The organism is Bradyrhizobium sp. USDA 4506, from assembly GCF_054058795.1.
Map to the genome: position 1 here is coordinate 1,294,314 of NZ_JBSSBM010000002.1, position 19,521 is coordinate 1,313,834.

The 19,521-nt window shown below is 63.8% G+C and carries 15 protein-coding genes; 7 read left to right on the forward strand and 8 right to left on the reverse strand.

Annotation, left to right across the window (positions count from 1 at the left end; genetic code table 11):
* The first annotated feature begins 202 nt into the window (after positions 1-202).
* Positions 203-1,669: a glucan biosynthesis protein G gene (locus ACVIHF_RS08280; protein WP_253609471.1), complete on the forward strand. Its 1,467-nt coding sequence runs from the start codon at positions 203-205 to the stop codon at positions 1,667-1,669.
* On the forward strand, positions 1,657-3,777 hold the full coding sequence (mdoH, locus tag ACVIHF_RS08285) for a glucans biosynthesis glucosyltransferase MdoH (protein ID WP_456791893.1): 2,121 nt from the start codon (positions 1,657-1,659) through the stop codon (positions 3,775-3,777). The genes ACVIHF_RS08280 and mdoH overlap by 13 nt, the downstream gene beginning before the upstream one ends.
* A gap of 10 nt (positions 3,778-3,787) precedes the next feature.
* Here mdoH and ACVIHF_RS08290 read toward each other — a convergent pair whose 3' ends face one another.
* Together ACVIHF_RS08290 and ACVIHF_RS08295 are read right to left on the reverse strand one after the other, a co-directional pair.
* Positions 3,788-6,109 (reverse strand): ATP-binding protein, encoded by a 2,322-nt coding sequence (locus ACVIHF_RS08290; protein WP_456791894.1) that lies wholly within the window; start codon positions 6,107-6,109, stop codon positions 3,788-3,790.
* 193 nt (positions 6,110-6,302) lie between these two features.
* Positions 6,303-7,691, reverse strand: coding sequence for a cation-efflux pump (locus tag ACVIHF_RS08295; protein ID WP_253609469.1), 1,389 nt, complete (start codon positions 7,689-7,691; stop codon positions 6,303-6,305).
* Between the two features lie 429 nt (positions 7,692-8,120).
* On the opposite strand from ACVIHF_RS08295, the gene ACVIHF_RS08300 reads away from it, so the two are divergent.
* From ACVIHF_RS08300 to ACVIHF_RS08320, 5 genes are all read left to right on the forward strand, one after another.
* Positions 8,121-8,717, forward strand: a complete 597-nt coding sequence (locus ACVIHF_RS08300) for a TetR/AcrR family transcriptional regulator (protein WP_253610059.1) — start codon at positions 8,121-8,123, stop codon at positions 8,715-8,717.
* A gap of 92 nt (positions 8,718-8,809) precedes the next feature.
* Entirely contained in the window at positions 8,810-9,661 is an 852-nt protein-coding gene (locus ACVIHF_RS08305) for a DMT family transporter (protein WP_253609468.1), read from the forward strand.
* A 442-nt stretch (positions 9,662-10,103) separates the two neighbouring features.
* Positions 10,104-12,125 (forward strand): alkyl/aryl-sulfatase, encoded by a 2,022-nt coding sequence (locus ACVIHF_RS08310; protein ID WP_253609467.1) that lies wholly within the window; start codon positions 10,104-10,106, stop codon positions 12,123-12,125.
* The gene (locus tag ACVIHF_RS08315; RefSeq protein ID WP_253609466.1) at positions 12,109-12,342 is read left to right on the forward strand and encodes a hypothetical protein; all 234 of its coding nucleotides are present in this window, start codon (positions 12,109-12,111) and stop codon (positions 12,340-12,342) included. Before ACVIHF_RS08310 ends, ACVIHF_RS08315 begins: the two co-directional genes overlap by 17 nt.
* Before the next feature lie 146 nt (positions 12,343-12,488).
* A complete protein-coding gene (locus tag ACVIHF_RS08320) occupies positions 12,489-12,983 on the forward strand; it encodes a septal ring lytic transglycosylase RlpA family protein (RefSeq protein WP_253609465.1) in 495 nt (164 codons plus the stop codon).
* 43 nt (positions 12,984-13,026) lie between these two features.
* Here ACVIHF_RS08320 and ACVIHF_RS08325 read toward each other — a convergent pair whose 3' ends face one another.
* The 6 genes from ACVIHF_RS08325 to ACVIHF_RS08350 all read right to left on the reverse strand — a co-directional run bounded on the left by ACVIHF_RS08325 (position 13,027) and on the right by ACVIHF_RS08350 (position 19,401).
* Positions 13,027-13,995 (reverse strand): zinc-binding dehydrogenase, encoded by a 969-nt coding sequence (locus ACVIHF_RS08325; RefSeq protein WP_253609464.1) that lies wholly within the window; start codon positions 13,993-13,995, stop codon positions 13,027-13,029.
* Positions 13,996-14,167: 172 nt separating this feature from the next.
* A complete protein-coding gene (locus tag ACVIHF_RS08330) occupies positions 14,168-15,163 on the reverse strand; it encodes an NAD(P)H-dependent flavin oxidoreductase (protein WP_253609463.1) in 996 nt (331 codons plus the stop codon).
* A 246-nt stretch (positions 15,164-15,409) separates the two neighbouring features.
* Entirely contained in the window at positions 15,410-15,844 is a 435-nt protein-coding gene (locus tag ACVIHF_RS08335) for a CBS domain-containing protein (protein ID WP_028331534.1), read from the reverse strand.
* A gap of 313 nt (positions 15,845-16,157) precedes the next feature.
* Positions 16,158-17,474 carry an oxalate/formate MFS antiporter gene (gene oxlT, locus ACVIHF_RS08340; RefSeq protein ID WP_028331533.1) on the reverse strand — a complete coding sequence of 439 codons (1,317 nt, stop codon included), beginning with the start codon at positions 17,472-17,474 and terminating at the stop codon, positions 16,158-16,160.
* 236 nt (positions 17,475-17,710) lie between these two features.
* Positions 17,711-19,003 (reverse strand): oxalate/formate MFS antiporter, encoded by a 1,293-nt coding sequence (gene oxlT / locus ACVIHF_RS08345; protein ID WP_057020267.1) that lies wholly within the window; start codon positions 19,001-19,003, stop codon positions 17,711-17,713.
* Between the two features lie 260 nt (positions 19,004-19,263).
* Entirely contained in the window at positions 19,264-19,401 is a 138-nt protein-coding gene (locus ACVIHF_RS08350) for a hypothetical protein (RefSeq protein ID WP_167350443.1), read from the reverse strand.
* Positions 19,402-19,521: the final 120 nt, after the last annotated feature.

The window sequence follows — 19,521 nt, forward strand, 5'->3', positions numbered from 1 at the left end:
CACGGCAGCAACCGACCACGCGTTGTGTGGTTGTGTTGAAGCAAGTCCTGGTGTTCAGCCGGCGGACAATCTTCGCTTGCTCGCAGCAAAGATGGAACTCAGCGCCGGTTCGGCGGTTGCATTGCGGCGTCCCGGTCAGCGAGCAGGAGCTGCTTTGAATCGTCGCCAGTTACTCCACGGATCGGCCGTATTGCCGACACTCATGTTCTTGCCACAGCGCCAGGCCGCCGCCGCAGGGAGCGCGACGGACGCACCCTTCAACCCAGGCATGGTCAGGGAGCTTGCGCGCAATCTCGCCGGCAAGTCGTTCGAGGCGCCGGACGAGAAGTTGCCGAACGGTCTGACGGACCTGAACTACGACCAGTACCGCTCGATCCGCTTCACGCCCGAGCGCGCGCTGTGGCGCGGCGCGAAGCTGCCGTTCGAAGCGCAGTTCTTCCACCGCGGCTTCTTCTACAAGAACAAGGTCAAGATCTTCGAGGTCGCTGACGGCAAGGTCAGCGAAGTCAAGTACAGCAAGGACATGTTCTCGTTCGGCGAGACCGTGCCTGACTTCACCGAGACCGACCTCGGCTTTGCCGGATTTCGCATCCACGCGCCGATCAACAAGCCGAACTACTATGACGAGGTCTGCGTCTTCCTCGGCGCGAGCTATTTCCGCGCGGTCGCCAAGGACGAGACCTACGGCCTGTCGGCGCGCGGCCTGTCGATCGATACCGGCGAAGCCAAGGGCGAGGAGTTTCCGTTCTTCAAGGCGTTCTGGCTCGAGCGTCCCGTGCCCAACGCGACCTCGCTGGTCATTCACGCCTTGCTCGACAGCAAGAGCTGCGCGGCAAGCTACCGCTTCACGATCAGGCCTGGAGCGACCACGGTGTTCGATGTCGAGGCATCGCTCTATCCGCGTGCCGATCTCGAGCACGTGGGCCTTGCGCCGATGACGAGCATGTTCTTCTTCGGGCCCAACGATCGCAACGAGGTCGACGACTTTAGGCCGTCGGTGCACGATTCGGACGGGCTTGCGATCTACAACGGCAAGGGCGAGAGCCTGTGGCGCCCGCTGAGCAATCCGCGCGACCTCCAGATCAGCACGTTCCAGGACGTCAATCCGCATGGCTTCGGCCTGATGCAGCGCGAGAAGAATTTCTTCGCCTATCAGGACATCGAATCGCGCTTCGAGAAGCGTCCGAGCTTGTGGGTCGAGCCGATCGGCGACTGGGGCGAGGGCGCGGTCATCCTGTTCGAGATCCCGACCAAGGAAGAGATCCACGACAACATCGCCGCGTTCTGGCGGCCGAAGGCGCCGCTCAAGGCCAAGAGCGAGACCAATTTCACCTATCGCCTGCATTGGGGGCCGGATGCGCCGAAGCCGCATTCGCTCGCGCGCTTCACGCGCAGCGGCATCGGCGCCCATGGCGAGAACAGCAAGCTGTTCGTGCTCGACCTGTTCGGGGACAATCTGAAGGGGATCGATCCCAATAGCGTCAAGGGCGTCGTGACGGCCGAGAAGTCCGAGATCACGAATGTCGTCACGCAGCCAAATCCGAATACCGGCGGATGGCGGCTCAGCTTCCAATGCGCCGTCAAGAAGGACCCGATCGAGCTGCGTGCGCATCTGGCGCAGGATGACAAGCCGCTCTCCGAGATCTGGGTCTATCGATGGGCGCCATAGTCACGTCGCCTCAGTCCGACGTCGCCGCGGCGGCCGACGGCTTCCTGCCACAAGAGAGCCCGCTTGCGATGTCGGCGGCCGATCTCGGCCGGCCGCCGCATGCGGTGAGCACGCCGGTGTCGGTCGGCGCGGGCATGTTGATGCGCCGCGCGTTCGTCCTGATGCTGACGGCGGCGCTGACCGGTGCCGGCGCCTACGAGATGTACATGGTGGTCCAGGTCGGCGGCGTGACGATCATGGAAGGCATGGTGCTGGTGCTGTTCGTCGCGCTGCTCGCCTGGATCGCGTTTTCGTTCGCTTCGGCGCTCGCCGGCTTCTTCGCTCTGCTTCGCCGCAACGGCAACGCCTTGCCGATCCGCGACGACGGTCCCTTGCCGCAGCTCGCGAGCCGGACCGCGATCCTGCTCCCGACCTACAACGAGAATCCGCATCAATTGATGGCGCGCCTGCGCGCCATCTACGAGTCCGTCGAGGCGACCGGGCAGGGCGACAGCTTCGACTGGTTCGTGCTCAGCGACACCCGCGATCCCGATACCTGGATCGCCGAAGAGAGGGCGTTTCTCGAACTGTGCGAGGCCTGCGGCCCGCAACGGCTGTTCTACCGGCATCGCGCCGACAATACGGCGCGGAAGTCCGGCAATGTCGGCGAGTGGATCACGCGGTTCGGCGGCGCCTACCGGTTCATGATCGTGCTCGACGCCGACAGCCTGATGTCGGGCGACACCATGGTGCGGATGGCGCACGCGATGGAGACCAACCCGCAGGCGGCGCTGCTGCAGACGCTGCCGGTCATCGTCAATGCGCGCAGCCTGTTCAGCCGCCTGCAACAGTTCGCCGGCCGGCTCTACGGACCGATGGTCGCCGCCGGTGTCGCGTGGTGGCACGGCTCCGAGGGCAATTACTGGGGGCACAATGCCATCATCAGGATCGAGGCATTTGCGCAGCAGGCGGGGCTACCCGAACTCTCGGGACGCAAGCCGTTCGGCGGACATATCCTGAGCCACGACTTTGTCGAGGCGGCGCTGATGCGGCGCGCTGGCTGGGGCATCTACATGGCCCCGATGCTCGGCGGCAGTTTTGAGGAGGTGCCGCCGTCGCTATTGGATTTTGCCGCGCGCGACCGCCGCTGGTGCCAGGGCAATCTGCAGCATCTCGCCGTGCTGAGGACGCGCCGGTTGCATTGGATCTCGCGGCTGCATTTCATGACCGGGATCGGCTCCTACATCACCGCGCCACTCTGGCTGTCGTTCTTGCTGCTCGGAATCCTGATCTCGTTGCAGGCGCGCTTCATTCGGCCCGAATATTTTCCGAAGGGTTTTTCGCTGTTCCCGAACTGGCCGGCGCAGGACCCGGTGCTCGCCGCCTGGGTATTTGGCCTCACCATGGCGCTGCTGATCGTGCCGAAGCTGCTCGGCTTCATCCTGTTGCTGACGCGGTCGGACGTGCGCCGGCAATTCGGCGGCGGGTTCCGGGCGCTGACGGGCGTGCTCGCCGAGGTGCTGATCTCGGCGATGATCGCGCCGGTCATGATGGTGTTCCAGTCGATCGCCGTCGTCGAGATCCTGCTCGGCCGGGATGCCGGCTGGCAGACGCAGCGGCGCGATGACGGCGCGGTCGAGCGGCGGGAGCTCTATCGCAAGTACGGCGTTCCCACCGCCTGCGGTGTCGCGATGGCGATAAGCGCCTGGGCGGTGTCGCTGCCGCTGTTGCTGTGGATGTCGCCGGTGATCGTCGGCCTGCTGTTTGCGATCCCGATCGGGGCCTGGACCGCACGACCGGCGATGCGCGCGCTTTTCGTGACGCCGGAGGAAGCTAAGCCGCCGCGCGTGCTGGTCCGCGCCAATGAGCTGGCATCGTCGCCGGCACACGCATCGGCCCCCGCGCTCGCGACGTTGCGGCAGGATTCCGGGCTGCTGCATCGCCATCTCTCGTCGCTGCCGCCGGCGCGGCGCGGCGGTCCGGGCGAGATCGATCTTCACCTCGCGGTGGCGCGTGCGCGGATCGAGGCAAGCGACAGCTTCGACCAGGCGGTCCGCCATCTCACGCCTCGCGAGACGCTGGCCGTGCTCGGCGATTCCGCTCTGCTGGAAGGGGTGCTTGCGAAGTAGTGTGGGGGGCTCAGGCCGCTTCCGGCAGCTTCGTCTGCAGGGACCGCGGATCGCGCGGCAGCGTGACGCGGACGACGGTGCCGACGCCGAGCTTGGAGCGCAGCCGCATCGAGCCGCCGTGCAGATTGGTGAGCGAGCGCGCGATCGCAAGTCCGAGACCGGAGCCCTGGTAGCTCTTGGTGAGCTGGCTCTCGACCTGCTCGAACGGCTTGCCGAGCCGGCGCAACGATTCCGGCGCGATGCCGATGCCGCTGTCGGCGATCAACAGCACGATCGAGTCATCCAGCATCTGGCCGCGCACCAGCACGCGGCCGTGGTCGGGCGTGAACTTCACCGCATTGGAGAGCAGGTTGACGATGATCTGCTTGACCGCGCGGCGGTCGGCGACGACCGAGATCGTGCTTTCGATATTCGACTCCAGCGACAATCCCTTGTGCTCGGCGCGGCCGGAAACCACGCGCAGCGACTCCGCGAGGATGCCGGAGAGATCGAGCGGCTCCATGTCGAACTTCATGCGGCCGGCCTCGATCTTCGACATGTCGAGGATGTCGTTGATGACCTCGAGCAGGTATTTCCCCGACGTCAGGATGTCGTGGCAGTACTCTGCGTATTTGTCCGAGCCGAGCGTGCCGAACAGGCCGCTGCCCATGATCTCGGAGAAGCCGATGATGGCGTTGAGCGGGGTGCGCAGCTCATGGCTCATATTGGCGAGGAATTTCGACTTCGCCGCGTTGGCGTCCTCGGCGCGGGTTTTTTCCTGCGAGTATTTTTCGGCGAGGTCGGCGAGCTCGACGGCCTGCCGCTCCAGCTCGGATTGCGAGCGCTGCAGGTCGATCACGGTGGCGCGCAGGCGCAGGTCGTTGTCGACCAGCTTCTGCTCGTGGGCCTTGATGCGGGTGATGTCGGTGCCGACGGAGACGTAGCCGCCGTCCTTGGTGCGGCGCTCGCTGATGTGCAGCCAGCTGCCGTCGTCGAGCTGGGCCTCGAAGGTGCGGGCGCCGGGCGCCGGCACGCCGCTCTCGTGCAGGCGGGTGCGCACTTCCGGCATGCTGCCGACCTCGATCACGGTCTCGTAGGAGGTACCGGGGCTGACGGCGGAATCGGGCAGCTTGTGCAGCCGTTGGAAGTGCGAGTTGCAGAGCACGAGGCGATCGTCGGCATCCCAGAGCACGAAGGCCTCCGGAATGGTCTCGATCGCGTCGCGCAGCCTGAGGTCGGCTTCCACCGACTTCTCGGCGAGGCTCTTCTGCTCGGTGATGTCGACCGCGATGCCGATCAGATGCAAGCCGCCGTCGGCGGCGGCGTGGCTGAGCTCGCAGCGCACCCGCAGCCAGATCCAGTGGCCGCCGACATGGCGCATGCGGAAGCTCTGGTCGATGTGATCGATCTTACCCGAGATCAGCTGGTCGGCGATGTCGAACAGGTTGATGTCGTCCGAATTCACCAGCGCGTTGACCTCGCCGAAGGTGAGGAGGTCGTTGCGGGTGTCGAGGCCGAGCAGGGTGAACATCGACTGCGACCAGAAGATCCGGCCGCGCGACAGGTCCCAGTCCCACAATCCGCAGCGGCCGCGGTTGAGCGCGGTGTCGATCCGGCCGCGCACGGCGTCGTTGATCAGGTCGCCCTCGCGGGCGCGGGTCGATTGCCAGTGGAACGCGAAGCCGAGGATCAGCACCACGAAGCTCGTGGTCGCCGACAGCGTCACCGAGAGCGCCGCATCCGATCCCCAGATCGGCTCGTTCATCTCCTGGATGACGACGACCTGGCCGGGCAGCGACTTGACGAGCTGCGAGATCGCCAGCGCGCCGGTGCCGCCGGGCAGCGTCATGTCGCTGACCGTGCCCTGCTGGCCGGGCGCGACGAGCAGCTGCGCGGTGGAGACGATGTCGAGGATGCGGTCGTTCTCGCCGGCGCCGTCGACCGGCACGCGCGCCAGCACGCGGTGATCGGCGCTGGTGATGATGACGTGGCGGCCATAGGCGATGCCCCAGGACGGGATCAGGTCCGGCAGCAGTTCCTGCATCCGCTCGATGTTGGCGAGCCGGTCGCGCCGCACCGAGGTCAGGCGATCGAGACGTTCGGCGAGGATGTCGGAGAGCGCGGCGAGGTCGCGCTTCATCGCGCCGCGCTTCTGCCGGTTCTGGTCGATCACCTGGACGAAGGCGCCGAGGCAGATCGTGATGAGGAAGGCGATGATGAGGGTAGGGACAGCGCGGCGCAGTGCAGGCTCGGCCGTCAGGAGCCTGTGATAGGCCGGTTTCGCGATCGACTGCGCCAATCCCTTGATCGAATCGGATTGGACGCACGCGTTCGCTGCATGCGCGCGCGCCATGCCTGAGACCCCCGCTCTAAGCTGATTTTTTACCCGGTTCGGATGCTCCCCACGATGCATCCGAATCATGATCATTTGAATCCAGATTTCCGGGACTGTCGAGAGTCAACGATTCGTTAATGCGAAAAAATTCTTGTCCCGGGAAGAATCACGCGGCGCAAAGCGAGTCCGAAACGGGAACGGCTCCGTAGAATTACGCGCGCGTCGGCTCTGCGTGACTGATCACACGCTTCACGGTGGGGAACGCACGACGCAGTTTGCGTTCGATCTCGTCGACGCTTTCGTGCACCTTGATCACACTCATCGAAGGCTGCGCGCGGCAATGGAAGTTGACGACCTCGCCGGCGTCGGTGTTGCGGACCCGCACATTGTGGATGTCATGGATCGCGCCGCCATCGGCAAAACCGGTCAGCGCCGCCTTGATGGCTTCGACGCGGTCCGGCGCGGCGTCGGTTCCCCACGGCAGTTCCGGCTCGAGCGGCTCGATATGGGTGTCGACCTCGACGTCCTCGCCGAAATCCTCGCGGATCGCGCGCTCGAGCCCGTGGGCGATGTCGTGCGCTGCGTCCAGCGCCATGTCGCTGTCGACCTCGAGGTCGATGCCGACGATCAGCTTGCCGCCGATGTCGTGCACCGTGACGTGGTGGATGGCGAGGCCGGAATTGCGCGCGATCACCATGATGCGCTCGCGCACGCTCTCATTGTCGCGCGCCACCGGCACCGCGGTGAAGGTAAGGTCGGCGTCGCCGAACGTCTTGGTCACCGCCGCCTGCGCCCGGCGCTTGATGTCCTCGACGCGGTCGATCGGGTAGGTGCGCGGCACCTTGGCGATGGCATCGATGAAATGCGTCGCGCCGACCATGCGGACGCGCAACCGGTCGACATCGACCACCCCCGGCACGGCCTTGATGGCGGCGGTGGCCTTCTCCAGCGCGCCTTCGGGCGCGCGGTCGAGCAGGGTCTCGACCGTCTCCCGCGCCATGCGCAGGCCAAGCAGGGCGATCATCACCGCGACCGCGATCGCCGCCGCGGCGTCGCCCCACCAGAAGCCGAGGCCGGCCAGCACCAGGCCGACGATGACGGCGGTCGAGCCCATCACGTCGGAGGCGAAATGCAGCGCATCGGCGGCCAGCGCCTGGCTCTTGGTGTCGCGCGCGGCGCGGTGCAGCGCACGGGCCCGCCACAGATTGACGCCGATATCGATGACCAGAACGACAAAGGGAATGGCCGAGATCGACGGCGGCGGCGCGCCCTCGCGCAGATGACTGTAGGCCTGCACCAGGATGCCGCCGGCCAGCACATAGAGCAGCGCGATGATGCCGAGCGCCGAGACGCTCTCGAATTTGCCGTGGCCGTAATGATGCTCGGCGTCGGCCGGCTGGTCCGATACCCGCACCACCGCCCAGGTGATGATGGTGGCGACCAGGTCGATCGACGAGTGCAGCGCCTCGGAGATAAGCGCCAGCGATCCGATCGCGATGCCGACCACGAACTTCGCCACCGCCATGCTGCCGCTGGCGAGGATCGAGATCGCGGCGACCGATGTCTTGGTGGAGGGTGCGCTGGTGCTGGAAGAGCTCATGGGCGGCGGTTTAGCAGGGAGTTGGTGAACATCAAGTGTCGTTGATGAAACGCAATCGCCACTCAGTTGCAATTGCAGGGTTTTGCCAAAATCACGCGGTCGTCCTGGCGAAGGCCAGGACCCATGACCAAAGGGTTGTGTTGTTGAAGTGAGCTGTAGCGACTGAATCGCGTCATGACTCGCATTCGGGGTAATGGGTCCTGGCTTTCGCCAGGACGACGCTGGACGTGTTGCGCGACGTGTCAACTAAACATCCGCGTTCTCGCGGCGCGTTTCGCTAGAGCGCAGCGAAACCCATCATCTCGGCGTGCGGATGCAATCGATGGGTTTCGCTGCGCTCTACCCATCCTACGAGCTAATGATCCAAAGCTGCTCTTGCCATTTAAGGACCGATTGGTCTATATATCGGCAATGAGCCGCCAAACCACCATGCAGGCGCCCCGTGGCCGCCCGCGAAGTTTCGACGTGGACGCCGCCATCGAACGCGCGATGAATGTGTTCTGGTCGCGCGGCTATCACGCCACGGCACTCCCGGACCTGCTGCGTGCGACAAAACTCTCGCGCGGCAGCCTTTATGCCGCTTTCGGCGACAAGCACTCGCTGTTCCTGCGCGCACTCGATCGCTACATTGCCGATGCCCTGACCCGGATGGATGACGAACTCGATCCCCGCAGAGATCCGGTCGATGGCCTGCGGGCCTACCTTGCCGGTTACGTTGAACGCGCGTGCGGTGCCAATGGCCGGCGCGGCTGCCTGTTGGTGGCGACGGCGATGGAGCTGGCTGGCCAGGATGCCGAGGTTGGCCGCCGCTTCGCGAGCTTCTTCAAAACCATGGAGACCAGGGTGGCGGACGCATTTTCCCGTGCGGAGACCGCGGGCAGATTGGCCGATGGCGTCGAGCCTTCGAGTGCCGCCCGAATTCTGATCTGTTTCCTTTGGGGGCTGCGCGTGGTCGCCAAGACGGCTCCGGCACGTACCACGTCGCAGGCCACCGCTGACGCGCTCCTCGCTCGCTTCATCAAATAAGCAACTGTTGGAATGACCTTTGATGTCCACTGTACGTCCGCGGGATCTGCGTGCCGATATATGGACCGATCGGTCTTGAAAGGAAAGATGCCATGTCTGCCATCCAGATCATCTGCGCGGTGGCCGTTCCCTTGCTCTGGGGTTATCAGTTCGTGGTCATCAAGGTCGGCGTCACCGAGTTTCCGCCGCTGTTCTTCCTCGGACTGCGCTTCCTGGCCATCGCGCTGCTGCTTGTTCCGTTCGTCAGAAGGCCGACACGCCAACAGCTCGGCCCTGTCGCAGCTATTTCGGTTTTCCTCGGCGGACTGAACTTCGGGCTGTTCTATGTCGGCCTTGGGCTCGGCTCGGGGAGCATGTCGGCCGTCGCCTATCAACTCGCCCCGCCCTTCACCGTGCTGCTCGCCTGGCCGCTGCTCGCGGAGCGGCCGTCGCTCATCACATCCGCCGGCGTGGTGCTGGCGTTCGTCGGCGTGGTGGTGCTGGCGGCGGGGCCGGGGCTGTCGGCAAACGCGCTGCCGCTGCTGCTCGTGGTTGCCGCGGCGTTCGCATTCGCGGCGTCCACCGTCCTGACGAAACGCTACGGCCCTTTCGATCCCCTGATGCTGATGGGGTGGTCGTCGCTGCTCACCGTGCCGCAGGTGATGTTGATGTCGTTGCTGCTCGAATATGGACAGCTGGCGAGCCTTGGCACGGCGGATCAACGTGGCTGGCTGGCGCTCGCCTACACCGTCTTCATCGGCGGCATTGTCGGGTTCGGCCTGTGGTTCTGGCTGATCGCCCGCTGCTCCATGGCCCGCGTCGCGCCGTTCGGACTGCTGCTTCCGGTGTTCGCGCTGATCTCGAGCGTGCTGTTCCTTGGCGACAGCGTGACGCCGAAGCTGATTGTCGGCGGACTGCTTGCAATCTCCGGCGTCGCCATCACACAAGTCAGGCCGGGTGCGTAGGCGAGCCAGACGTAGCGCTCGCAGGGACGGAATTCGGCCGTGGCCGATGGCTCCCGCTTCCACAACAGGGAACCGCCTTCGGGCGGCCTTCCGCTTGCGTAAAATGCGAACTGTTCGCCATCGCCAGGACGCGAGCGTGTGCGGCAAAACAGCGCTCTCTCAGCGTGGCCGGTGCGCCGCGCCTCGCCTCAGAGCCGGCCATCGCGGCATGCAGGGCTACTCGGAGCGTGATTTCGCGCGCCAGACATCTTTTTTTTGACCGCTCAGCCCGCAGCGTTGGTGTGCAGCTTGTGCCAGAGCGCGCAGCCATGCGGACGGATGCTGCCGGACATGTTTCGACGTCGCAACTTCGGGTGGAACGATTGCTCTCTGGACGTGTTTGGCGGCGATGCTCTCGGTGCTCAGGGAGTGGACCAATATCCAATGTAAAGGGAGAGGCCACATGAGGAGCGTTTTCGCGAAGGCGTCAATCCTCGGGGTTGTCAGCGCGGGGCTGATCGGTACGGCCGCGGCACAGACTCAAGATTTGCGCAAGGGCGCGGCCGATGCGACCAAGCAGACGAATTCGGTCTTGCTGAAACAGCTGCCGTTTAACGACACCTCCGATTTCGACGCCGCGAACAAAGGCTTCATGGCCGCGCTGCCTTCCGAGGCAATCAAGGGAAGCACGGGCAACGCGATCTGGAACCCGCAGCAGTATGGCTTCATCAGCGACGCGACAGCCCCCGATACGGTCAACCCAAGCCTGTGGCGACAATCCCGGCTGATCAACATCTCCGGCTTGTTCGAGGTGACCGACGGCATCTATCAGGTCCGCAATCAGGACCTGTCGAACATGACGATCATCGAGGGCAGCGAGGGCATTACAATCGTCGATCCGCTCGTGTCGGCAGAGACGGCAAAGGTGGCGCTCGACCTGTACCGCTCGAAGCGCGGAAACAAACCCGTCAAGGCCGTGATCTACACCCACAGCCACGTCGATCACTATGGTGGTGTGCGGGGCGTCACCAGCGAGGACGACGTCCAATCCGGCAAGGTCAAGATCTACGCGCCGGATGGATTCCTAGAGGCTGCGGTCGCCGAGAACGTCATGGCCGGCACCGCGATGAGCCGGCGCGCCAGCTACATGTACGGCAACCTGCTCAAGGCGGATCCGAAAGGTCAGGTCGGTGCGGGTCTCGGCACCACGACCTCGGCAGGCACGGTGACGCTCATCGCGCCGACCAACATCATCAAGGAAACCGGACAGAAAGAGAAGATCGACGGCTTGACCTACGAGTTTCTGATGGCGCCCGGTTCGGAAGCGCCTTCGGAGATGATGTGGTTCATCGAGGAAAAGAAGGCGATGGAATCCGCCGAGGACGCGACCCACACGCTGCACAATACATATTCGCTTCGCGGTGCCAAGATTCGCGAGCCGCTCCCCTGGTCGAAGTACCTCAACCAGGCGCTGGTGATGTGGGGCGACAAGGTCGATGTGGTGTTTGCGCAGCATCACTGGCCGACATGGGGCAATGACAAGGTGGTTTCACTTCTGGAGAGCCAGCGCGACCTTTACCGCTTCATCAACGACCAGACCTTGCGCATGGTCAACCACGGCATGACGATGCGCGAGATCGCCGACGGATTCAAAATGCCTGACAGCCTCGCCAATGTCTGGGCAAACCGCGGTTACTACGGCTCGATCTATCATGACGTGGCCGCCACCTATGTTCTTTATCTCGGCTGGTTCGACGGCAACCCGGCCACCCTGCACGAACTGCCGCCGGTCGAGGCGAGCAAGAAGTACGTCGAATTCATGGGCGGCAGCGACGAGGTTCTGAAGAAGGCCAAGGCTTCCTACGACAAGGGCGAATATCGCTGGGTGGCTCAAGCCGTCCACCACGTCGTGTTCGCCGATCCCGACAATCAGGCCGCCAAGAATCTCGAAGCCGACGCGCTCGAGCAGCTCGGCTATCAGGCCGAGTCCGGACCGTGGCGCAACTTCTACCTGACCGGCGCCCAGGAGCTGCGCAACGGTGTCGCCAAGCTGCCGACGCCGAACACCGCGAGCCCCGATACGGTGCGCGCGATGTCCGCGGATTTGTTCTTCGACTATCTCGGAGTTCGCCTCAACGCGGAGAAGGCCGGCAACGCGCATGCGAAGCTCAACTTCGAGTTCGGCAAGGACGGCAACTACTTCGTCGAGCTGAAGAACGGAGTGCTGAACCACACGGCGAACATGAAGTCCAACAATGCCGATGCGACGGTCGCGTTGTCGCGGGATACGCTGAACGGCATCATCCTGCAGCAGACCAGGTTTGATGATGCCATCTCGTCCGGCGCGGTGAAGGTCAGCGGAGACCAGACCAAGCTGCGCGATCTCGTGTCGTATCTCGACACGTTCGACTTCTGGTTCAATATCGTGACGCCGAACCAGACGGCTCAATCCGCCACGACGGGGCGAGGTGGAACGTCGCGATAATCATAACGATAATCACACGGTCAAGCGGCGCGGAGCATTTGCTTCGCGCCGCTTTGCTATGCGCACCTTCGCCGAAGATCGCGCGGATTTCCGCGATCGAGCGGGTGCGGAAGGTGACGCCGACACTCTTCACGCGCTGTCGAAGACAGCTCCATTCAGTCATTTTGCTGACGCAATCTCTGTTTTAGTCGAGCGAGAAACTGAAAACACGGTGTGAGGGCCGCCCAGGTTCTCACGATGGTTCCATCGCCGGAACTGGCACGAATCCGCAAGGAATTGGCACGCGTTAACGCCTTCGCGTTCGCTTGACCATGTTTTGCGGCATCGGGAACCGGACGATCGAAGAAAATCAATCAAGGAGTTATGATGCTGTTCGGCTCGAGCGCCGCAATTTGCGGGGCCCTGGTTGCGCTCGCCTTTTCTGGCACCGCTGCTCGAAGTGAAATCGGTGCGGTTCATTCAAGTGCCGTCGTCAACGCCGCGTGTGGAGATGCAATCGTTGGTGCGGCATCCATGTACAATCCGTTCAAGCCCGGCAAGGAGGAGGGCGGTCCAAGCACAGCTTCCGGCGAGCGCTATGATCACTCGGTCTGGGCGGCTGCCATCAAGACGAGCTTGCGCCGGAAGTTTGGTGGGGTCCAATTTGGCGCGAGGCCGAAATATGCCCTCGTCGAGGCTGTCGGCAAGAAGGTCATCGTTAAGATAAATGACGTGGGGCCACTAAGGCCTGGCCGCATCATTGACCTCAACGAGCGGACGATGCGCTATTTCGATCCAAGCCTGGAGCTCGGAGTCATCAGTGGCGTCAAGGTCAGCCCGCTTGCGGGGGACTATTGGATTCCAGGACCTGTCGGCTGAATCGCCCTTCGCTCGCGATGACGATGACAATCGCCGGAGCCTGCTACAGCGTCACCACGATCTTGCCGAGGTGCTTGTTGGCTTCCATGTGTTCGAACGCCTTGCCGATGTCGGCGAATTTGTAGACTTGGTCGATCGGCAGCTGCAGCTTGCGTGCCTCGACCGCGGGCCAGATGTCCTTGCGCACCTCGTCGAAGATCGCACGGATCTCCTCGATCGAGCGGGTACGGAAGGTGACGCCGATATACTGGATGCGGCGCGCCGCGTGCAGGTCGAAGTTGAAGTCGCCATGGGTGCCGCCGAGCCGGCCGACATTGACGATGCGGCCCTTGACCTTGGTCGCCTTGAGGTTCTGGTTCGCGACCGGTCCGGAAACCTGGTCGACGATCAGGTCGACGCCTTCGCCTGATGTCGCCTGCAGCACCTGATCGACCCAGCCGGGATCCTTGGAGTCCACCGCGAGATCGGCGCCGAACTCCTTCAGCCGGCCGCGGCGCATCGCGTCGGTCGATGAGCCCACCACGAGCTTGGCGCCCTTCAGCTTGGCGATCTGCATCGCCATCAGCCCGACGCCGGAGCTTGCGCCCTGGATCAGCACGGTCTGGCCCGGCTGCAGCGCGCCATTGGTGACGACGGCGTTGTGCATGGTGGCGAGCGCGACGGGCAGGGTTGCGGCCTCGTCGAAATTCATGTTGGAGGGCGCGCGGAACAGCCGGCCGTGATCGGCCAGCGTGTATTCGGCGAACGCCGCGCCGCCGGAGCCCATGATCTTGTCGCCGACCTTGACGCCTTTGGCATCGGGGCCGAGCTCGGCGACCTCGCCGGCCCATTCCATGCCGAGCACGGTGCCGACGCCGCCGGCCGCGCCGTGGACATGGCCCTTGGTCATGCCGAGATCGGCGCGGTTCAGCCCGCAGGCATGAACCTTGACCAGCACCTGGGTGCCCTTCGGCACGGGCTTCGCAACGTCGGTGATTTCAGGGCCGTTAGGGCCGTAGACATAGGCTTTCATGGGCTTCTTCTCGTTTGTGTCTAACGCGAGATGACTTGAATTCCGTCATCCTGAGGTGGCCGCTTTTTCAGCGGCCCTCGAAGGATGGACGGCCCGGCTGGTGGCCGTCGACCCTTCGAGACGCGCTTCGCGCTCCTCAGGGTGACGGATAACACTCGTGCTCCGCTCCGCCCTATTCCGCGGCCTGGCGCTTGCCGCCAGACATCATCGCTTCCAGCCGCTCGCGAATGATCGCTTCCGCTTCGTGGACGATGCGCGACACCAGCTCGGCGCAGGACGGAATGTCGTGGATCAGGCCCTGCACCTGGCCGGCCGACCAGATGCCTTCGTCGGCATCGCCTGACGCGTAGACCATCTTGCCGCGCGCGCCGGCGACCAGCTCGCGCACGTCCTCGAACTTGGCGCCTTCCTTCTCCATCTGCACGACCTTGGTCGAGATCGCGTTCTTGGCGACGCGCGAGGTGTTGCGCATGGTGCGGAAGATCAGCTCGGTCTCGCGCTCGTCATTGGCGACGATGCGTTCCTTCACGAGCTGGTGGATCGGGCTCTCCCTGGTGCACATGAAGCGCGTGCCCATGTTGATGCCTTCGGCGCCGAGCGCCAGCGCTGCGACCAGGCCGCGCGCATCGCCGAAGCCGCCCGAGGCGATCATCGGGATCTTCACCTTGTCGGCGGCGGCAGGGATCAGGATCAGGCCGGGGGTGTCGTCCTCGCCGGGATGGCCGGCGCATTCAAAACCGTCGATCGAGATCGCGTCGGCGCCCATCCGCTCGGCGGAGAGCGCGTGGCGCACGCTGGTACATTTGTGCAGCACCTTGATGCCGTGCTTCTTGAACTCGTCGACATGCTCCTGCGGCTTGTTACCGGCGGTCTCGACGATCTTGATGCCGCTCTCGATGATGGCCTGGCGATATTCGGCGTAGGGCGGCGGCTTGATCGCGGGCAGAATAGTCAGGTTGACGCCGAACGGCTTGTCGGTCAGCTCGCGGCAGCGCGCGATTTCTTTGCGCAGATCGTCCGGCGTCGGCTGTGTCAGCGCGGTGATCATGCCGAGTGCGCCGGCATTGGCGACGGCGGCAACCAGGTCGGCGCGCCCGACCCATTGCATGCCGCCCTGCACGATCGGGTGGTCGACGCCGAACATCTCGGTGAAACGTGTCTTGATCATTCTGCCCTCGTTTCCATCAAAATTTTCCGTGGCGCGGACGGCGGCGCACGGTGTTGTTATGGGATGTCGAGGGAAGGATGCAGTCCTGTCCGGCAATTGTCTACCGGCGACCTGCGGCGCGCCCATGCGGAAATGACGGGCCGCGGCGGTCAGGCGAGGGCGGGACGGAAGTCTTTCGTCATCTGTTCAGGCGCTGGTGATCGAACACGCAGCGCCTGGCTGAGAGCAAGGCAAAGCAGGCGCGTGTTACGCCGGCACGGCGTCTTTCTTCGACGCGGCGGTCTCCTCGTCGAACGCGGCGGCGATGTCGCGCATGCTGACGACGCCGATCAGGCTGTAGTTGTCGATGACGGGCACGTGGCGAATGTGGTGCTTGGTCATGAGATGACGGATGTGCTCGAGCGTGTCGCTCGATGTGCACGAGACCAGCTGCTGCACCGAGACGAACTGCGACACCTTCATGCTCGCACCGGCCGCGCCGTGCTCGGCGATCGCGCGCACCACGTCGCGCTCGGTGAACATGCCGACGGCGGTGTTGCCCTCGGTGCGAACGACATCCTTGACCACGAGCGCGCTGATATTGCTGGCGCGCATCAGTTGCGCGGCAATCGCAACGGTCTCGTTCATGCGCACCGTGGCGACGCGGGGGGTCTTCTTGCGCAGGATATCTCCGACTTGCATGGCAACCTCCTTGGTTATCGTTCACTGGAGTCTGGTATACAAAATGCCAATTGTCAACGTGACTGTCTCAGAAATCTACCATCAGCAAAATGCTTAAATAGGCAGGTTTACTGACATTTCCGACGATTGTGAGCGGCCGTGGGCGGCGCGGGCGATCTGCCGCACTAAGCGTGGTGGCATCTGGCATCCCTGAGCTGGCAAAAAGGAGAAGAGGCGCACCGAAATGCGCCTCCATCAGTCTCCGGGGAAATGTCGGGACCAAGCGGTCCTGATCGGGTGGTCTTTAGCCAAGCCGTCTTGTTAAGCCGTCTTGTTAAGCCGTCTTGGCGCTCGTCGCGGTCTCTTCCGCGGCGGCAGCCTCGTTGCCGTTGATGAAGGCGCGGCGCATCGGCTTGATCACGAACAGCGCCATCAGCGCCGCGGTGGCGTTGAGGGCGACCGCGATCACGAACACCGCCTGCCAGCCATAGCTGGCGGCAACGATGCTGGCGGCAGGCACCAAGAGCGCTGCGGTGCCCTTCGCGGTGTAGAGCATGCCGTTGTTGGTGGTCGCGAACTTCGAGCCGAAGGTGTCGCCGCAGGTCGCCGGGAACAGCGAGTAGATCTCGCCGAACACGCCGAAATAGACCGCGGTCGCCAGCACGAACACCACCGGGTTGTGACCCCAGGTGGATAGCGTGAGCAGCATCAGCGCGCCGGTGCCGAACGCAATGAACATGGTGTGCTCGCGGCCGATATTGTCGGACACCCAACCGAAGAACGGCCGTCCGAAACCGTCGAAGATGCGGTCGAGCGAGATCGCAAAGGTCAGCGCGGCCATCTGGAAGCCGGCGAGCGTGACCGGCGTGTTCGCGATCTTGTAGTCGTGCGCGATCGGCGCGATCTGCGCCGCCGCCATCAGGCCGCCGGCGGCGACCATCACGAACACCAGATACATCACCCAGAAGATCGGGCTGCGCAGCACCTGCGGCGGCGTGAAGTCGACCTTGGTCTGCGGCAGATTGAGCTGCTTCTTCTTCGGCGGGATCGAGACCGCGGGCGGCTGGATGAAGAAGGCGAGCAGGAAGACGATCAATCCCTGTCCGATGCCGAAATCGAAGAACGCAGTCTGATAGCCGCTCGCGGCGATCATCTTTGCAATCGGCACCACCGTGAGCGCGGCGCCGGCGCCGAAGCCGGCCGCGGTTGCGCCGGCGGCGAGGCCGCGGCGATCGGGAAACCACTTCAGCGCGTTGCCGACGCAGGTGCCGTACACCGCGCCGGCGCCGATGCCGCCGAACACGGCGGCGGTGTAGAGCAGGGCGAGCGAGTCGGCATAGGAGTTCAACACCCAGGCGAGCGCGATCATGATGCCGCCGAACATGATGACGAGCCGCGGGCCGTATTTGTCGACGAACCAGGCCTCGACCGGCACCAGCCAGGTCTCGGTCACCACGAAGATCGTGAAGGCGAACTGGATCGCCGCGCGGCCCCAGTGATGCGCGCCGTCGATCGGATCGACGAACAGCGTCCAGCCATATTGCAGGTTCGCGATCATCGCCATGCAGACGATGCCCATGACGAGCTGCAGCCAGCGGAAGCCGCTGGACGAAGGTTGAGCTTGTGTGACGGCAGTATTGCTGGAAACCATCAAGTCCTCCCGAGCGCGCTGGTCTTGTGACCGAGTGTCGCAATTATTGTGGCGTATCGTCGCAAGCGCCGGCGGAAGTTGGTATACTATATTCCAGAAAGCAAGCCCTTCATGCTGCTGCAATGCAGCAAATCTGCCCTCCGACGCGCCGGTCCAGACGGCATCTCGTGGCCAGCCAAAATGAAAAGCGCCCGGCTTTTGGCCAGGCGCTTCGCAGGCTGTGGTGAGGCGGTTGCTTAAGCCGTAGCCGATTTCGCGACCACGATTTTTCGCCAGGGCTTGAGCAGCATGATCGCGAGCAGCGAGGCGAGGATGTTGGCGCCTGCCGCGATGATGAACACCTTGTCCCAGTTGCCCGACGATTGCTGCATGTAGTTGGCGATCGGCACCAAGAGCGCCGCGGTGCCCTTCGCGGTGTAGAGCAGGCCCGCATTCGTGGTGGCGAACTTGGCGCCGAACGTATCGGTGCAGGTCGAGGGGAACAGCGAGTAGATCTCGCCCCAGGCAAAGAACACGAAGCCCGAGAGCAGCACGAACCAAACCGGGTCGTGTCCCCAGAGGTAGAGCATCCAGATGCCGATGCCTTCCATGCCGAAGGCGATGAACATCGTGTTCTCGCGGCCGATCATGTCGGAGATCCAGCCGAAGAACGGACGCGTCAGGCCGTTGAGCACCCGGTCGATGGTTGCCGCGAAGGTCACGGCCGTCATCGTCACCGCCATCAGCGTGACCGGCACGCTGTCGACCTTCCAGTCGACCGCGATCGGCTTCAGGTTCGCGGTCACCATCAGGCCGCCGGCGCCGACGATCACGAACATGAAGTACATCAGCCAGAAGATCGGCTGCCGCAGCACTTCGGTCGGCTGATAGTTGCGCCGGGTCTGGATGATGTTGGCGTTCGCCACGACGGCCGGCACCTGTCCGGCCTTCGGCGCCAGCAGGAAGAAGGAGAGCAGCACGATGATGATGCCCTGGCCGAGACCGAAATACAGGAAGGTGGTCTGGAAGCCGGAGTCCTTGATCATCGCCTGGATCGGCGCGACCGTGAGCGCCGAGCCTGCGCCGAAGCCGGCAGCGGTGATGCCCGCGGCAAGTCCGCGTTTATCCGGAAACCATTTCAGCGCGTTGCCGACGCAGGTGCCGTAGACGCCGCCGGCGCCGATACCGGCGATGATCATGCCGAGATAGTAGCCGTTCAGCGTCGTCGCCTGCGCGTTGATCGCCCAGCCGAGTGCGCAGAGGATGCCGCCGACCAGCACGACGATGCGCGGACCGTATTTGTCGACGAACCAGCCTTCGACCGGCACCAGCCAGGTCTCGAACAGCACGAACAGCGTGAAAGCCCATTGGATCGATGCGCGATCCCATCCGAATTTCTTCTGGATGTCGGGGACGAAGAATGTCCACCCGTATTGATAATTTGCGATCATCACCATCGCGGCGACGCCGATCGCGAGTTGCGTCCAGCGATAGGTGTCGCTGACACGCGCGGCCGCAGGGGCCGCAGTTGCCTGAACCATGTCCGACATAGATCCTCCCAGTGCGCCCCTTGTCGTTGCTTATGAGCGCGCGATGGCCATCTTGGTATCCGATATGCCAAGGTTCAAGCTGTCGCAGGGGCAGCGCGCGCTTATGCCGCACAGGACTCAGCCCGGGCACCCCCGGGGAGACTAGTTCAGCGCGCAAGGAAATGGCCCCGAAAATCGGGGCCATTGGTCGAAGGTTCAATGTCAGGTCGCATCTTGCGACGAAAGCTGCATCCGGCGGAGAGCGCCGGAAATCCCTTGGCTTAGAGGCCGAAGCGCGGCAGGTCGCCGTTGCGATTCGAGATCTCCGCGCTCTTCATCAGCAGGCGGTCGATCGAGGCCAGCAGGCGGCCGAACAGGGTGGAGGAGGGCGCGAGCGTCAGTACAGTGGTCTTGGACATTGGTGTCCCCTTTCATTGGAGGCCAGCAATGGGCCGGCTCATCATCTGCAGCCAAACTATGTATACCAGATGCCAGATACAACGGACTTGTTTGCATAGCAGCATGCACGACTGTGCAAT

What these genes read in the sequence shown, in the direction of transcription:
- ACVIHF_RS08280 (WP_253609471.1), top strand. Translation starts at nt 203, where the DNA reads ATGTTCTTGCCACAGCGCCAGGCCGCCGCCGCAGGGAGCGCGACGGAC.
- mdoH (WP_456791893.1), top strand. Translation starts at nt 1,657, where the DNA reads ATGGGCGCCATAGTCACGTCGCCTCAGTCCGACGTCGCCGCGGCGGCC.
- ACVIHF_RS08290 (WP_456791894.1), bottom strand. Translation starts at nt 6,109, where the DNA reads ATGGCGCGCGCGCATGCAGCGAACGCGTGCGTCCAATCCGATTCGATC.
- ACVIHF_RS08295 (WP_253609469.1), bottom strand. Translation starts at nt 7,691, where the DNA reads ATGAGCTCTTCCAGCACCAGCGCACCCTCCACCAAGACATCGGTCGCC.
- ACVIHF_RS08300 (WP_253610059.1), top strand. Translation starts at nt 8,121, where the DNA reads ATGCAGGCGCCCCGTGGCCGCCCGCGAAGTTTCGACGTGGACGCCGCC.
- ACVIHF_RS08305 (WP_253609468.1), top strand. Translation starts at nt 8,810, where the DNA reads ATGTCTGCCATCCAGATCATCTGCGCGGTGGCCGTTCCCTTGCTCTGG.
- ACVIHF_RS08310 (WP_253609467.1), top strand. Translation starts at nt 10,104, where the DNA reads ATGAGGAGCGTTTTCGCGAAGGCGTCAATCCTCGGGGTTGTCAGCGCG.
- ACVIHF_RS08320 (WP_253609465.1), top strand. Translation starts at nt 12,489, where the DNA reads ATGATGCTGTTCGGCTCGAGCGCCGCAATTTGCGGGGCCCTGGTTGCG.
- ACVIHF_RS08325 (WP_253609464.1), bottom strand. Translation starts at nt 13,995, where the DNA reads ATGAAAGCCTATGTCTACGGCCCTAACGGCCCTGAAATCACCGACGTT.
- ACVIHF_RS08330 (WP_253609463.1), bottom strand. Translation starts at nt 15,163, where the DNA reads ATGATCAAGACACGTTTCACCGAGATGTTCGGCGTCGACCACCCGATC.
- ACVIHF_RS08335 (WP_028331534.1), bottom strand. Translation starts at nt 15,844, where the DNA reads ATGCAAGTCGGAGATATCCTGCGCAAGAAGACCCCCCGCGTCGCCACG.
- oxlT (WP_028331533.1), bottom strand. Translation starts at nt 17,474, where the DNA reads ATGGTTTCCAGCAATACTGCCGTCACACAAGCTCAACCTTCGTCCAGC.
- oxlT (WP_057020267.1), bottom strand. Translation starts at nt 19,003, where the DNA reads ATGTCGGACATGGTTCAGGCAACTGCGGCCCCTGCGGCCGCGCGTGTC.
- ACVIHF_RS08350 (WP_167350443.1), bottom strand. Translation starts at nt 19,401, where the DNA reads ATGTCCAAGACCACTGTACTGACGCTCGCGCCCTCCTCCACCCTGTTC.